Source organism: Fulvivirga sp. AWR4_260, assembly GCF_056158185.1.
In genome coordinates this window covers 138,530-153,787 of sequence record NZ_JBSWSU010000001.1, presented here as the reverse complement: position 1 = coordinate 153,787, position 15,258 = coordinate 138,530, and the positions used below count along the sequence as shown (strand labels likewise).

The following is a 15,258-nucleotide window of genomic DNA, read 5'->3' as shown; positions in this document are numbered from 1 at the left end:
TGAGTATAATCAGAATAATATTTGGTTTGATTATTTTCCTTGATGGGAGAGGTATGTCTTTTTTCAAAGGTGTAGTTTCTCAAAGTTGGAATGATGGAAATATAAATTTCAGGATATGAAGTAGGTGATATTCTTTAAAAGATATTCATTGAACCCCATCCTGATAACGGTTGGGGTTTTTTTATGCCCATAGTAAATGTGGAAAGGTGATTAAGGAGCCTACATCTGCATACTACAAATCAGTTACAGCAGGTGGTAAAAAGCCAAATAATTGAAAATACAGAATTAATACAACTTAAACTTATACCAAAATGATCATCATGAAAACTGTAAGAATTGCTGCGGGTAATATTGGCCTTGTATTCATGAATGGTGATTACCACAAAGTGATCCCAGAAGGCATATACATGTTTTCTGTTACTAGCAAGGTTGAACAATATAGTATTGGTATGGCGCTAAAAGTATTTTGTGATTTAAATACCATGCTAAGAGATAAATATTTAAATGATTTATTGAGCTTGTTGAATTTGCTCGATCAGAATGAGAGAGTACTTCAGGTAAACGCTGAGATAAATATGTTGGGCTACGCTATTTTATTTTTATTACTAGGTGGTGATGATAGTGATAGCTGTGGTGCTGAAAATAGTTTAGATAAAACTTTTGCTACGGGCTTTAAAATAGCATGGAGTAGTAAAAGTAACAATGAAATGTTAAAAAGGCTGAGATATATCGTAGAAGATATTGAGCATAAAGCAATATCATTAGCCGCTTAATTTTTAAGAACATGAACATATATGAACAATATATCGAAGATTTAATTCCGTTTGTGGAAGATGCTATATATGAAGGAGATTATCATTTGGCTCATAAACTTCTTATGAGTGGATTGACTGAAGAGCCTGGCTATCCAAAATTACATTACACTATGGGGTGGATGTATCATTATCATCAAATGAATGAAGCTCTTGCGGAACGCCATTATTTGTTAGCTCTTCATTTTAATCCTGATTACGTAGAGGCGTATGAAGATCTGGTAGAATTGTATTGGTCCAAACGTAAATATCAAGCATTAGCAGAGTTGATGAATAAAGCTGGAAGGTGCGATGAGATTGACAAAGACTATGTTTTTGGTGTTTTGGGCAAGCTGGCAGAGACCCAAGGGGAATACCGTAAGGCGATCGGTTATTATCGTCAAGCTTTGATGAATTCGGTAGATAATAATGTAACGAAGGAGCTAAAGCAACATATAAAAAGAACAAGATTTAAGAGATTTAAAAATAACTGGAAATGGCAACAACAAAATTGACCGGTAAAGAGCTTAGGCAGCTGGGATATCCTGAAGGGAGAGCTATCGGAGAGGCCATAAAAGCAATGGAAAATTCCTATAAAGGGAAAAGTAAAAAGTTTAAGCTTGAGCTTTTGGCTAGGGTGGTAAAGAATCCAGCTTTGTATCTAAAGCATGACCACCTAGCATCAGTGGCGAAGAGTTTAATAATTAAAACAGAGCATAATGAAACACTAGAGCTGAATAAAAAACGAATACCTTATAATACATATGGAGCTGATGGCATTGAAGCAGGTGCTGTTAACCAGATGGAAATAGCTATGAAGCTTCCAATTACTCATTCGGGAGCTCTAATGGCTGATGCGCATCAAGGGTATGGTTTGCCTATCGGTGGGGTATTGGCTACAAAGAATGCTGTTATCCCTTATGGTGTAGGCGTAGATATTGGTTGTAGAATGTGTATGACATTATATGATTTACCTGCAGTATTTGATTATAAGGATCTCGGAGGTTTTCAGAAGATGCTAAATGAAAATAGTAGGTTTGGTAATGCGGTTTTTAAGCGGCCTAAAGGGCATGATGTATTAGATAGAAGTGAGTTTGCGGATATTAATATATTAAAATCCTTGAAGGATAGGGCTTATGCTCAGCTAGGCTCTAGTGGTGGAGGCAATCATTTCGTTGAATTTGGCGTGACCGAAATCCTCGATGATGCTAATGAGTATAATCTGCCTAAAGGTAAATATCTGGCTGTTTTGTCTCATTCAGGTTCAAGGGGGCTTGGGGCAAATATTGCCAGGCATTATACAAAGCTAGCTATGGATAAGTGTAAGCTTCCGGCAGAGGCGAAACATTTGGCTTGGTTGGATTTGGATACTGAAGATGGTCAGGAATACTGGTTGGCCATGAATTTGGCAGGTGATTATGCTTCTGCATGTCACCATCAGATTCATGAAAGAATGGCTGTTTCTCTCGGGGAGCAACCATTAGCTATGATCGAAAATCATCACAACTTTGCTTGGAAGGAGAAAGATGCTGACGGAAATGACATTATTGTACATAGAAAAGGTGCTACTCCGGCTGGTAAAGGGGTTATGGGTATAATCCCTGGCTCTATGACATCTCCAGGTTTTATAGTAAGAGGTAGGGGAGAGCATGCTTCTATTAACTCAGCATCTCATGGTGCAGGTAGAGTGATGAGTAGAAGAAAAGCTAAGGCTATGCTTACTCGAGATGAGGTGAAAAGCCACTTAAAACATGCGGGAGTGCATGTTATTGGTTCGGGGCTGGATGAAGCCCCTATGGTTTACAAAGATATTCATCAGGTGATGGCGGCTCAGGTAGATTTGGTGGATGTGGTAGGAACCTTCTTACCTAAAGTGGTCAGGATGTGTGGTGATAATAGATTTGCTGAAGTTGATTAATTTATCATTTGGAATTTAATTTCCATGGCATGGAAGTTAAAATAGAAAATGCAGCTGAAATCATTTAAATAAACTTGAAATAAGTTTGGCATGCCTATTGAAATATGCTTTTCAGGTTTTAGGTTGATTAAAAAGCTGTATTTTTTGTTGGTTTCAAAATGCAGTACAAAGCCATCTCTTTCATAGGGGATGGCTTTTTTTGTTGTACTTACTTAAAATTACCATCTATTTTGAAAATCTTTTCTACTGCCGTTATTGATTAGTGTATTCCTGTCTTGTGAGGTGAAAAATAATGAACCTGTTGATAAGGTTTTGGAGTTGGAAGATTATCGCCTGCCAGTTATGAAACATGTGCTTTTGAAAGGATAGCTTTTCTTCTGGTTGAGAAAGCAATTGGATTATAAGAATATAATAGGCATTAGTGATTTTACGGTTGAGCAAGTAAAAAATACTAATGCAAAATCATGGGGAGTAAATATTCTGGAGGCAGAAAAGATCAACTTGTGAGACATTCCATGATGAAGAAAGGTTTTTCCAGCGTGTAGATTTATTATATAGATAAATCCAGCTTTTTAAGCGAATTAGGCCTTTTACTTATATGGCATACCAATTGAATTATGCTTTTCAGGTTTAGGTTGATTAAAAAGGCTGTATTTTTTTGTTGGTTTTAAAATACAGTATTTAAGGTCGCTCTCTGGTTAAGGGCGACCTTTTTTTATGTCTAATTTGATTTTGAAAACCATTAAAACCTTTTTTAAACTGTAGCCTTTCTCTTTTATCTCCGTTAGTATAAGGTATGGGTAAAGAAATAAGTGTTTATGTTAAGAATATGGTGTGTCCAAGGTGTATCTCTGCAGTGCAGGTTATTCTTGAAGAGCTAAATATAGCTTATAAAGCTATTGAATTGGGGGAGGTTAAACTAGATCAGGAGTTGTCAGGTGTAATTATGGAAGAGTTTTCTTCAAGCCTGAAAAAGTCTGGTTTTGAGTTGTTGGCTTCAGAGAAGTCTACGCTTATCTCTCAGGTCAAAACGCTTGTCATTAATCAAATACATCATACTGAAGAGTCTTTAAAAGTTAATTTTTCGGTGTATTTATCCGATCAGTTAAATCATGAGTACTCTTATCTGAGCCGTCTGTTTTCATCTGTTGAAGGTGTTACTATAGAAAAGTATGTTGCTAAGCAAAAAATAGAAAAAGCGAAAGAATTACTGTTTTACAATGAATTGACAATTTCTGAGATAGCATTTCAATTGAATTATAGTAGTGCGGCTCATTTGTCATCACAGTTCAAAAAAGAAACAGGTATGACACCTACCCAATTTAAAAATAATAGAAAGCCTGGCCATCATGCGCTCGATGAAGTATAACAAAATTATATAAGCATTGATCAAAATGCTATAATGTATATAAATGCTACGCTGTCCATTTTTGTATCATAAATTTGGAAATTATGGGCGTAGGTACAATTGAAAAATCCGCAAATAAAGATTTATTACGTAAATCATTTCCTGTTACAGGTATGAGTTGCGCTGGATGCGCGGCAAGTGTGGAGTCTATTTTGGAGAATACTGAAGGTGTTAATGATGCTAATGTAAATTTTGCAGCCAATACCGTCTCGGTTGAATATGATTCTGCGGTTACTTCTCAGAGTTTGCAAGAAGCCCTACGAGGTGTAGGTTATGATTTAATAATAGATGAAGAAAATGCTACAGAACTTCAGACTGAAGTGCAGCATGAAGAATATGAAGCTGCGAAAGAAAGGTTAATCTGGTCAGCGGTGTTTACACTTCCGGTATTTGTCTTGAGTATGTTTTTTTCTCATTATCGATATGCACCTTATTTATCTTTAATTATGACTCTGCCAGTGTTGTTTTATTTTGGTAGAGCCTTTTTTATTAATGCTTGGAAACAGGCGCGTCACGGCAAAGCTAATATGGATACATTGGTGGCATTAAGCACCAGTATCGCTTTTTTGTTTAGCTTATTCAATACTTTTTTTTCTGATTATTGGTTAACTCGCGGCTTAGAGGCGCATGTGTATTATGAAGCTGCTGCAGTAATAATCACTTTTATTTCATTAGGGAAAGTCCTAGAGGTAAAGGCCAAGTCAAACACATCTCAAGCATTGAAGAAGTTAATGGGGTTGCAGCCCAAAACATTAGTTGTGATAAAGGATGGCAAGGAGCAGAGTTTGTCTATTGAAGAAGTGCAGATTGGTGATGAGGTAATAGTAAAACCTGGTGGGCGTATTCCAGTGGATGGTTTGGTGTTGTCAGGTAATTCCTACGTAGATGAAAGTATGATTACCGGTGAGCCCATTCCTGTAGCCAAGATAGGAGGAGAGAAGGTATATGCTGGTACAGTTAATCAAAAGGGGAGTTTTCATTTTCAGGTTAGTCAAAAAGGGCGCGATACTTTATTGTCTCAAATCATTAGTAAAGTGAAGGAGGCTCAAGGTAGTAAAGCGCCTGTTCAAAGATTAGTTGATCGTATTGCTGCCGTTTTTGTTCCGGTAGTTATGTTGATTTCACTTTTCACTTTTGTGACTTGGATGTTTGTTGGGGGTAGTGAAATGTTTACGTATGCTTTGTTGACATCTGTGGCGGTATTGGTTATAGCCTGTCCCTGTGCGCTTGGGTTAGCTACGCCAACTGCCATTATGGTTGGTATTGGCAAAGGTGCTGAAAATAATATTTTAATTAAAGATGCGGAAAGTTTAGAGCTTGCTCACGATGTTAAAGCCGTGGTGTTAGACAAGACAGGGACAATTACTGAAGGTAGGCCTACGCTAGTAGGGGAGGGCTGGGCTTCTGAGGTGTTAAGAAAGGACGAACTGAATGTGCTTGTATCTATTGAGAGGAAGTCGGAGCATCCATTGGCTGCAGCTATTGTTAATAAATTTGAAAAGGAAAATATAGCGTCTGTTGAACTCTTAAGTTTTGATAGTGTAACAGGAATGGGGGTAATTGCTGATTTTGAAGGTGCTAATTATTTAGTGGGAAGTGAACGTTTTCTGAAGAGCAAAAAAGTGTCAATAGAAGTAGAGCTTAGGCAGAAGGCTGACCAGTGGGAGCAAGATGCCAAATCGGTTGTGTATTTTGCTAAAGAAAAACAAGCTATCGCAGTGTTTGCTATTGCTGATCAGCTGAAGGCATCTTCAAAGCAGGCAGTAAAAGCATTGAAAGATCAAGGGATATCAGTTTTTATGCTTACTGGAGATGGCGCCCGAACCGCTGAGGTTGTGGCTCGCCAAGTAGGAGTCACTGACTTTAAGGCTGAAGTGTTGCCTTCTGGTAAGGCTAGTTTTATAATAGACTTGCAGCAAAAAGGGGTAACGGTTGCTATGGTGGGTGATGGTATTAATGATTCTGAAGCTTTGGCGCAAGCCGATGTCAGTATAGCTATGGGACACGGTTCTGATATTGCCATGGATGTGGCTAAAATTACATTAATAACCTCTGACTTAGAGAGTGTTCCTAAAGCTCTTTTGCTTTCAAAGAAAACGGTACAAGGGATAAGGCAAAATCTATTTTGGGCATTTATATATAATATAATAGGCATTCCTCTTGCCGCAGGTATTCTTTATCCTGTTAATGGTTTTTTGTTAAATCCAATGATTGCCGGAGCGGCTATGGCTTTTAGTTCTGTTTCGGTTGTTTTAAATAGTTTAAGATTGAGAAACATAAAATTGTAAATATATGAGCGAGTTAAAATTCAAGACGAATATCAATTGTGGTAATTGTTTGGCAAAAGTTACTCCGTTTTTAAATAATGAAAAGAGTATCGCAGGCTGGAAAGTTGATTTAGATAGTGCTGATAAGGTGCTGACAGTAGAAGGAGTTGATGCCAATGCGCAAACGGTAAAAGAAACTGTGGCTAAATCTGGCTTTAAGGCCGAAGTGTTTTAGTGAAACTAAAGTGAAAATTATCTAGCTCAGGGTATTAGTCCTGAGTTTTTTTGTGCACAATGATTTTAAGAAAAACCTTCATTTATCATTCAAAATGAGCCTTCTTAATACATGTGAAATTTATTGTGGAATAATTTTTGTGGAAATTGCTGAGATTTTACTAAAATAATGAACAACTTTAATTCAATTGAGTTGTTAGACTGTCAAAAGTAGCATGCAGATAATCAAATTTATGGCTGCATGGCTTTTGTCTTAAGAGTTATAGAAATATAATAACTTTGATGTAAATTTAGTAATAGAAAGATTTAAGTAAAATCAGAGGATGCAGAAGCTTGGCTTAACCCAAAGTTTACAACAGAAATTATCTCCACAGCAGATTCAGTTCATCAAGCTGTTGCAGATTCCTACGGCCGAACTTGAAGCCAGAGTGGAGGAGGAGTTAGAAGATAATCCTGCACTGGAAGAAGGAAAAGAAGAGGAGTATGAAGATACTACTACTGATGAATTTGATGAGGCAGAGACGTCTAACGAGGATTTAGATGTTGAAGACTATCTTCGTGATGATGATTTTAGTGGATATAAAATGCAAGGTGATGGCGATAATGAGGAAAAAGAAATGCCTATCGCTATGCATTCAACACTAAATGAAAACCTGATAGATCAGCTAGGTTACTTAAGGCTTGATGATAGGCGGTTTACCATTGGCAAGCAACTGATAGGAAGTATTGAAGGAGACGGCTATATAAGGAGAGATATAGATTCTATTATCAATGATTTGGCCTTTTCGCAGAATATATATACAGATGCAGAGGAAGTAGAAGAGATCTTGGAAAAGATCCAGACTTTTGATCCTGCAGGGATTGCTGCTCGCGATTTGCGCGAGTGTTTGCTGTTGCAATTAGAGCGTAGGCCTGATGATCAAAATGTAGATGTATATGTGGCTAAATTGATTTTGAAAGAATGCTTTGATGAGTTTACTAAGAAGCATTACAGCAAAATCATGAAAAAGCTTGATATAGAGGATGAGGACTATATCAAAGATGCCATAGAGCTAATTCGTAAATTAAACCCGAAGCCAGGTGGTAATTCGGGTGGTTTAGTGCGTACTCAATATCTTATTCCTGATTTTATTCTCAATAACAATAATGGTGAGCTAGAGCTTACACTTAATTCTAGAAATGCGCCTGAATTAAGAGTGAGCCGTTCTTATAATGAAATGCTTCATGCATATGATAAAAGTGATAAGAGTGATAAAAAGCTAAAAGACACTGTTAGTTTTGTGAAACAAAAGCTTGATGCTGCTAAGTGGTTTATTGATGCAATCAAGCAGCGGCAGCATACACTATTGAATACAATGCGTGCCATTGTTGACTTTCAATATGAATATTTCCTTGAGGGTGATGAGAGTAAATTGAGGCCTATGATCTTAAAAGATATTGCCAATATTATCAATATGGACATATCTACAGTATCGCGTGTGGCTAATAGCAAGGCGGTGCAGACAGACTTTGGTATATTTCCCCTTAAATACTTTTTCTCTGAAGGAATTGCCACTGATAGTGGTGAAGATGTAAGTAGCCGCGAGGTGAAAAATGAGCTGAAGATGATTATTGAAGAAGAAGATAAAAAGAAACCTTTAAGTGATGATAAACTCGAAAAATTACTAAAAGGAAAAGGATACAATATAGCACGAAGAACCGTAGCAAAATATAGGGAACAGATGAATATTCCTGTGGCACGGTTAAGAAAAGAACTATAAGTGCAAAAATCATTTGCTAACATAATTTCAACGGTATTTCATCCACTAATAATGACTACATTATTAGTGGCCATTTTATACTTTTTTGCTCCTACTGTAATATTACCGGTAGATAGTCATTCTATTATTGCAGTTTTAATTATGATTTTTGTACTCACTTATGCCATTCCGGTAGTTAGTGTTATCGTTTTAAAAGTTACTAAAAGTATAAAAAGCTTTAAGCTGGAGGATCGGAAAGAACGTATTTTCCCGTTTTTTTTTATCACCGCATATTATGGCTTAGCTACTTATTTCTTTGTTAGTAAGCCATCGTTGGGGATAAATTTCATGTTGATGCTCGGGGGTATTACTATTACCATTTTGTTGGTAACGCTCATCAGCATGTTTTATAAAATAAGCGCGCATGCCGCAGGCTCTTCGGGTTTGCTGGGCTTTCTATTGGCTTTTCATTTTAAATACCTAGATAGTCAGTTGTTTTGGCCTATAATTATTGTGGTGATGCTGCATGGCTTGATCTGTTATTCTCGGTTATACCTCAATACTCATAATGCTTTTGAGGTGCATACAGGAAGTCTTTTAGGACTGATTATCAATTTTTCAATTATATTTTTCTTAACCTAAACCATAATCTCAATGGATTATAAAATGATAAGGTTCGCTTCGGATGGAGGAGTGGCTACTATTGTATTAAATAGACCAGAAGTATATAATGCCTTAAATGAAGATTTGGCGGAAGAGTTGTCTCATGCTTTGCACATAGTAGCAGACGATGAAAGCGTACGGGTAGTAGTGCTTACGGGTGAAGGTAAAGCATTCTGTTCAGGTCAAGATTTAAAGTCTGTAGATATCTCTCAAAAAATAGATTTTGGTAAAATTTTGACTGAACGATATAATCCTATAGTTAAAATCATGAGATCTATGCCTAAGCCAGTGATATGTAGACTAAATGGTATAGCGGCAGGTGCTGGTAGTTCTTTGGCATTGGCTTGTGATATGATAATTGCAGCAGAAAGTGCTGCATTAGCGGAGGTGTTCGTTAATATAGGTTTGGTCTTGGATTCTGGAGCCTCTTATTTTCTGCCTAAACTTGTAGGTAGTGCTAAAGCCTTTGAATTGGCAACTACTGGTCGAAAAATTGATGCAAAGGAAGCAGGAGCATTGGGGTTAGTCAATCATGTAGTGGCAGATGATGAGTTGGATGCTGCTGTAGCTAAGTTTACAACTTATTATGCTTCAGCTCCTACTATGGCAATAGGTTTGATTAAAGGATTGCTCAATGATGCTGGATCTGGCAGTTTGGAGGAAATGTTGAATAAAGAAGCGCAAGCTCAAGATATAGCTGGAGAGTCATACGACTTTAAAGAGGGGGTAAAAGCTTTTATAGAAAAAAGAAAGCCAATCTTTAAGGGGAAATAATTATACAATAAAAAAGGAGCTCTGAGCTCCTTTTTTATTAAAATCCTGTAAATGATACGCCAACGGTAATGTTAGATGTGTCATCAGTATTATCAGGTCCTTCATCAAATAGCGTAGAGAGTGATTGGTAATAGTAAAAGTTAAATCCACCTATTCCAATTCTTCCGGTTACACCATATCTGAACCTATTCAATCCGTAATCTTTTTTGTCTTTAGTTTTAACGTTGTTGCCGTCTTCAGTATATTTTAATTTAGTTAACGAGCTAAATCTGATCCCTGCTTTACCTCCAACACTTACATTGAAACTTCTTTTTTTATCATCTGGGTTCGCGTAGAACATAAATTCTACGGGTATATCTATATAATTAGTAATTAGATGCGATTTTTTAAGATCTAAGTCGCTATCGATCTCAGTAATGCTTACATCACCATCGCTATCCATGGTAAGCGTATTGTTGTCATCAAATTTGTATCTATCCATTCCTAATCCAATACCCGGTCTGAATACGAAATTTGATTTGCCTATGGGCATGTCATATAAGTAATAAAAATTAAGTGTGCGAGAGCCTACAAGTGTCATGTCCATTCCGTCAGGAGCGTCTTGTAAAACGCTAAATCCAAAATCTATGATTAGGCTTCCGGGTACATCTGGTCTAGCAGCGCGGTTTCTTATTTTCATTGGTTGAAGTCTACCGTTGGGCTCTGCTTGCTGATCTTTTTTTTCATCATCGCCCCCAGTGTTTGCAAAAGCCGATGCAGAAATAAGTAATGTGGTTATATAAATAAATACTTTCTTCATAATCAATTAACCTGTTTTCCACGTTTTTAGTATAGATGCCAAAGATAAGTTTTTTTTAAAAGCTATAAATCAATAACTCTTATTTTGAGAATAATAATATTTACTTATCTTTGCAACGCGTTAAGCAAAAAGGCCTCGTAGCTCAACTGAATAGAGCACTTGATTACGGCTCAAGAGGTTCCAGGTTTGAATCCTGGCGAGGTCACTAAGTCTTATGGTTATCCATAAGACTTTTTTTATGCCTAGAATTTTAGAAATGGGTAAAAAATAACCCTCACGGTGGAGGGTTATCATCTATTTTGCTTTTTTAGCAAGCTTTTCATTAATGTACGCTACTGCCTGATTGATGGTTTGTAGCTGCTCGGCATCTTCGTCAGGAATTCTGATGCTGAAAGTCTGTTCAAATTCCATCACCAATTCTGCGTAATCTAGTGAGTCTATGCCTAAGTCTTTAACGAAGTTGGCATCTGCTGTCACCTCCGTAGCAGCTATACCTAATTTATCAACAAGTATTTTAGTTATAGTTTCTTGAGTGTCCATCTTTAATGAGCTCTAATGATCAGTTGTAAAACTAGTTAATAATATGTTTGGGAAAAAGCAATGGAGGGATCGGTATGTTTGTAAAATACAGAAAAACACCGTTTAAGGGCATGTAATAAAAGCTGCCGATTGTTCATATTGTGGTTTCTGATTACGAACAGGACTATAAAGTTAAAAAATTGGGCTTATTCGAAGTGGTTTAGTATAATATTCTGCGAGGAATGAAAAAGCTATGATCGGTAAATTATTTTCTCGCATTTTTTGTTATATTAGCGAAGTTGTTATTGGATGAATTAAGAGTTTATCCTATTTATTTTGAGTTTTTGACCTTGGAAGTGCTTCTGACCCGGAGCACTTCTTTTTTGTATATACCTTCCTATTTTAGATAGATGTTCATGCGGTTATTTTGAATGATAGTCAGGTATTTATCATTCACTATTGCATATTCAGCAGCCTCGGGTAGCGTAATGGTCTCTGCTTTCAGGCTGTATATGTCAACTGTATGTAATATATCCTTGTTACTTTTAGCTATAAAATAGAGCTGATTCTTATGGAAGTTGAAATATTCTACCTCGGTGACTTTTATGGATCTTAGGTAATTACCCAGATTATCAAAAATTAATATGCCGCTATTTTTGTCGCTGATGAATACTAGATTGTTATATTCCTTAATGAAGCTGATTTCATAATTTTTTGGATCTAGTATTAAATCAAAAGATGTCTGTATTATGAATTGCTGATAATTGATATCATATTTCTTCAGGGCAAAGTTTGATTGGTCAATGATCCAAATGTTATTATCATAGCTGATGGTAGCAAAAGAAGCAAAGCTGTTAGTTGAGCTTAGGTCATATATAGTAGCCGAAGATAGAAACCTATCAAGAAAAGTGTACTGCTGTAGGTTGTCGTAAAAAACAAAGGTTTTAAGGGGGTTCTGAGCCTCTAAAAGGTTAATGTGTCCTTGCTTGGCAGGGGAGAAGCTAATGTCTTTCTCGCCCTCTGGAAGGTATCTGATTACATCTCCTTTTGCTGTGCTTAGGTATATCCTGTTTAGAGGATCTGTAGAAACAGTAGTGTGCTTGGGGATAGATACCGTATTTAATAAAGAATAGCTTTGAGCAATACCATTGGTGACACCTGATATGGTGAATAGTACTATTGATATCAATATCAAAAGATTATTGCTCTTCAAATTTTATAAGTTTAAATGAATTTCCATCATAAACACCATAAGTAAACTGTGTTACCCATTCGCCTAGGTTAATATACTTACTTTCAGTAGTTACATCAAGTTCTAAAGGTAGGTGTCTGTGTCCAAAAATGTACCAATCGTGGTGTTGCTGAGCTTCAGTTGCTTTGCAGTGCTGCCAAATGTATTCCTTTTCTTTGTTTTCAAACGTTTCGTTTCCGTGCCCACCACTGCTTACTCTGCTTTTTTTTGACCACGCATTTGCTATTCCTATGCCTAGGTTGGGATGTATTCGGGCAAATAGCCATTGACAGACTTTGCTGGCGAAGAACTTCTTTAATACTTTGTATACATGATCACCTGGGCCTAAACCGTCACCATGGCCGATTTGTAAAAGGTGATTTTCTGTTTTTAAAGTTATTGGCTCTCGGTAAATGGGAATGCCAAGTTCAGTAGGGAAGTAATCAAACATCCACATGTCATGGTTGCCTGTGAAGAAAATGATGTTGATTCCATTGTCTTTGAGCTCGGCTAACTTTCCTAATATTCTTATAAAGCCTTTAGGGATTGCATGCCGGTACTCAAACCAAAAATCAAATATATCTCCTAGTAGATAAATACTGTGAGCGTCATGTTGAATCTTGTTCAGCCATCTAATTATTTTCTTCTCACGTTTTAAGCTTTCTTCATGGCTAGGTACACCAAGATGAAAGTCAGAGGCAAAATATATTTTTTTTCCGTTAAGGTCTTTTATTTCTTGTATCATGAAAATCAAATAAAGGCCAAAAATAAAAAAATCAGACACATTTATGTGTCTGATTTCTTATGATCTGCTTTGGTGCTTTATGAATATTTTATTCAGAATCTTTTAAAGGAGCAGTGCTGTCTTCCGGAGCAGATGCTTTAATTCCCGGATCAGATTTTTTTTCGCTTTCTCCTTCTGTTCTTTTACCGTTGGTGAATGCTTCGTATGAAGTTTGTGTATCAAACGGTCTTTTTCCAATTAGTCTTTCTAAATCTGATTGGAAAATAATCTCTTTTTCTAATAACTCCTGCGCTACCATCTCAAGTTCGTTACTTCTATGAGATAATAGGTCTTTGGTTCTCTGGAATGCTGTTTCTATCACCTTTCTGGCTTCTTGGTCAATAGTCTCAGCAGTAGCATCAGAGTAAGGCTTTGTGAAGCTGTATTCTGACTGCTTAGAGTCGTAGAAGCTTACGTTACCAATTTTATCGTTCATGCCGTATACAGAAACTATGCTATAAGCCATTTTAGTCACTCTTTCAAGGTCACTAAGTGCTCCAGTTGATATTTTTCCGAATACTAATTCTTCGGCAGCTCTACCTCCTAATGCCATACACATCTCATCAATCAATTGCTCTGTTTGGTATAGGAATTGTTCTTTTGGTAAGTACTGTGCATACCCCAATGCTGCCACACCTCTAGGAACTATACTTACTTTTACCAAAGGATCAGCATGCTCTAAGAACCAGCCTGCCACTGCGTGACCAGCTTCGTGGTAAGCAACTATTTTCTTCTCTTCAGGAGAGATGATTTTGTTTTTCTTTTCAAGACCTCCGATTACACGGTCTATAGCATCGTGGAAATCTTGCATGTCTACAGAGTTCTTATCTCTTCTAGCTGCAATAAGAGCCGCTTCGTTACATACGTTAGCTATTTCCGCACCTGCAAAACCAGGAGTTTGGGCTGCTAATTTCTTCGCATCCACATCTTGGCCAAGCTTTAATGGCTTCAAGTGTACTTTAAAGATTGCCTCACGGCCTACGATATCTGGCTTGTCAATGCTGATTTGTCTATCGAATCGACCTGGACGCATTAAAGCTGAATCTAATACATCTGGTCTGTTGGTTGCGGCTAAGATGATAACCCCTGAGTCTGTTGAGAAACCATCCATTTCAACTAGTAATGAGTTTAATGTATTTTCTCTCTCATCGTTAGATCCGGGCATTTGGCCTCTACCTCTTGAGCGTCCAATAGCATCTATCTCATCGATAAATACAATACAAGGAGCTTTTTCTTTAGCTTGCTTAAATAAGTCTCTAACCCTTGCAGCACCTACACCAACAAACATTTCTACGAAATCAGAACCTGATAAGGTAAAGAATGGTACGCCAGCTTCTCCGGCTACTGCCTTTGCAAGCAAGGTTTTACCAGTTCCTGGAGGGCCTACTAAGAGTGCACCTTTAGGAATTTTACCACCAAGCTTGGTGAATTTTCCTGGGTTTTTAAGGAAGTCTACTATTTCTTTTACTTCTTCTTTTGCTTCATCAAGTCCAGCTACATTGCCGAAAGTAATTTTAACTTTATTTTCAGCATCGAATAAAGCTGCTCTTGATTTGCCAATGTTGAAGATTTGGCCTCCAGGACCACCGCCTCCTGTCATTCTTCTCATTAAGAACCAGAAGCCGAATAATATGAATACAAAAAATCCCCACTGGAAGATGTAGTTAGTTACGTCAGACTTATCGTCCACTTCGTAATCTACCTGCTCATCTTTAGGGAGTTTTTCGTTAAGGTCGTTATACTGAGTTATAAAGCTATCTACAGATCCTATATTAAGTTTATAGTGAGGGCCAGAATTTACTCCGAAAGGACTGTTTTCTAGATCGGTTTTGTATTTAGCATTATTAACGGCCTCTTCCTTCAGCGTTACTTCTACATAGTTTTGGTTTCTGATAATGACTACGCGTTCCACATCGTTGCTCATCATCATATCCTCAAACTTGCTCATGGTAATCGGTGCCAGTGTGCTAGACTGGTTGAAAATCATGATGCCGAAAATCACTGCAATAAGTACTACAATGACCCAAACCTGGTAATTTGGCTTCTGAGGCTTGTTTGGTATTATATTTCTTTTTCTTTCTGGCATATCAAATTAAAAAATTATACAAGCATATATACACACTAATGTTGT

Annotated in this window: 14 protein-coding genes and 1 tRNA gene; 10 read left to right on the top strand and 5 right to left on the bottom strand. The window is 37.1% G+C overall.

The features are described from left to right. The first annotated feature begins 320 nt into the window (after positions 1 to 320). The 9 genes from ACXACQ_RS00710 (at position 321) to ACXACQ_RS00670 (ending at position 9,794) form a co-directional block, all read left to right on the top strand. A complete protein-coding gene (locus ACXACQ_RS00710; protein WP_474973995.1) occupies positions 321 to 773 on the top strand; it encodes a hypothetical protein in 453 nt (150 codons plus the stop codon). Between the two features lie 11 nt (positions 774 to 784). Next, the gene (locus ACXACQ_RS00705; protein WP_474973994.1) at positions 785 to 1,306 is read left to right on the top strand and encodes a hypothetical protein; all 522 of its coding nucleotides are present in this window, start codon (positions 785 to 787) and stop codon (positions 1,304 to 1,306) included. Next, on the top strand, positions 1,288 to 2,709 hold the full coding sequence (locus ACXACQ_RS00700; RefSeq protein ID WP_474973993.1) for an RtcB family protein: 1,422 nt from the start codon (positions 1,288 to 1,290) through the stop codon (positions 2,707 to 2,709). Before ACXACQ_RS00705 ends, ACXACQ_RS00700 begins: the two co-directional genes overlap by 19 nt. 796 nt (positions 2,710 to 3,505) lie before the next feature. Further along, positions 3,506 to 4,078, top strand: coding sequence for a helix-turn-helix domain-containing protein (locus tag ACXACQ_RS00695; protein ID WP_474973992.1), 573 nt, complete (start codon positions 3,506 to 3,508; stop codon positions 4,076 to 4,078). 83 nt (positions 4,079 to 4,161) lie between these two features. Beyond that, a complete protein-coding gene (locus ACXACQ_RS00690; protein ID WP_474973991.1) occupies positions 4,162 to 6,405 on the top strand; it encodes a heavy metal translocating P-type ATPase in 2,244 nt (747 codons plus the stop codon). Between the two features lie 4 nt (positions 6,406 to 6,409). Then, positions 6,410 to 6,619 (top strand): heavy-metal-associated domain-containing protein, encoded by a 210-nt coding sequence (locus ACXACQ_RS00685; RefSeq protein WP_474973990.1) that lies wholly within the window; start codon positions 6,410 to 6,412, stop codon positions 6,617 to 6,619. A 322-nt stretch (positions 6,620 to 6,941) separates the two neighbouring features. Beyond that, the gene (gene rpoN, locus ACXACQ_RS00680; RefSeq protein ID WP_474973989.1) at positions 6,942 to 8,378 is read left to right on the top strand and encodes an RNA polymerase factor sigma-54; all 1,437 of its coding nucleotides are present in this window, start codon (positions 6,942 to 6,944) and stop codon (positions 8,376 to 8,378) included. Between the two features lie 51 nt (positions 8,379 to 8,429). Then, complete coding sequence (locus ACXACQ_RS00675) at positions 8,430 to 8,999, top strand: hypothetical protein (protein WP_474973988.1); 570 nt, start codon at positions 8,430 to 8,432, stop codon at positions 8,997 to 8,999. 12 nt (positions 9,000 to 9,011) lie between these two features. Further along, a complete protein-coding gene (locus ACXACQ_RS00670; protein WP_474973987.1) occupies positions 9,012 to 9,794 on the top strand; it encodes an enoyl-CoA hydratase-related protein in 783 nt (260 codons plus the stop codon). A 37-nt stretch (positions 9,795 to 9,831) separates the two neighbouring features. On the opposite strand, the gene ACXACQ_RS00665 is transcribed toward ACXACQ_RS00670, so the two are convergent. Further along, on the bottom strand, positions 9,832 to 10,593 hold the full coding sequence (locus ACXACQ_RS00665; protein WP_474973986.1) for a porin family protein: 762 nt from the start codon (positions 10,591 to 10,593) through the stop codon (positions 9,832 to 9,834). 131 nt (positions 10,594 to 10,724) lie between these two features. On the opposite strand from ACXACQ_RS00665, the gene ACXACQ_RS00660 reads away from it, so the two are divergent. Continuing rightward, positions 10,725 to 10,798: transfer RNA gene (locus ACXACQ_RS00660), tRNA-Arg, on the top strand. Between the two features lie 89 nt (positions 10,799 to 10,887). Here ACXACQ_RS00660 and ACXACQ_RS00655 read toward each other — a convergent pair. The 4 genes from ACXACQ_RS00655 to ftsH all read right to left on the bottom strand — a co-directional run bounded on the left by ACXACQ_RS00655 (position 10,888) and on the right by ftsH (position 15,213). Further along, positions 10,888 to 11,133 carry an acyl carrier protein gene (locus tag ACXACQ_RS00655; RefSeq protein WP_474973985.1) on the bottom strand — a complete coding sequence of 82 codons (246 nt, stop codon included), beginning with the start codon at positions 11,131 to 11,133 and terminating at the stop codon, positions 10,888 to 10,890. Positions 11,134 to 11,509: 376 nt separating this feature from the next. After that, a complete protein-coding gene (locus ACXACQ_RS00650) occupies positions 11,510 to 12,325 on the bottom strand; it encodes a hypothetical protein (protein WP_474973984.1) in 816 nt (271 codons plus the stop codon). Then, positions 12,312 to 13,088 carry a UDP-2,3-diacylglucosamine diphosphatase gene (locus ACXACQ_RS00645; RefSeq protein ID WP_474973983.1) on the bottom strand — a complete coding sequence of 259 codons (777 nt, stop codon included), beginning with the start codon at positions 13,086 to 13,088 and terminating at the stop codon, positions 12,312 to 12,314. Before ACXACQ_RS00645 ends, ACXACQ_RS00650 begins: the two co-directional genes overlap by 14 nt. Before the next feature lie 88 nt (positions 13,089 to 13,176). Next, positions 13,177 to 15,213: an ATP-dependent zinc metalloprotease FtsH gene (gene ftsH / locus ACXACQ_RS00640; protein ID WP_474973982.1), complete on the bottom strand. Its 2,037-nt coding sequence runs from the start codon at positions 15,211 to 15,213 to the stop codon at positions 13,177 to 13,179. Positions 15,214 to 15,258 lie beyond the last annotated feature (45 nt).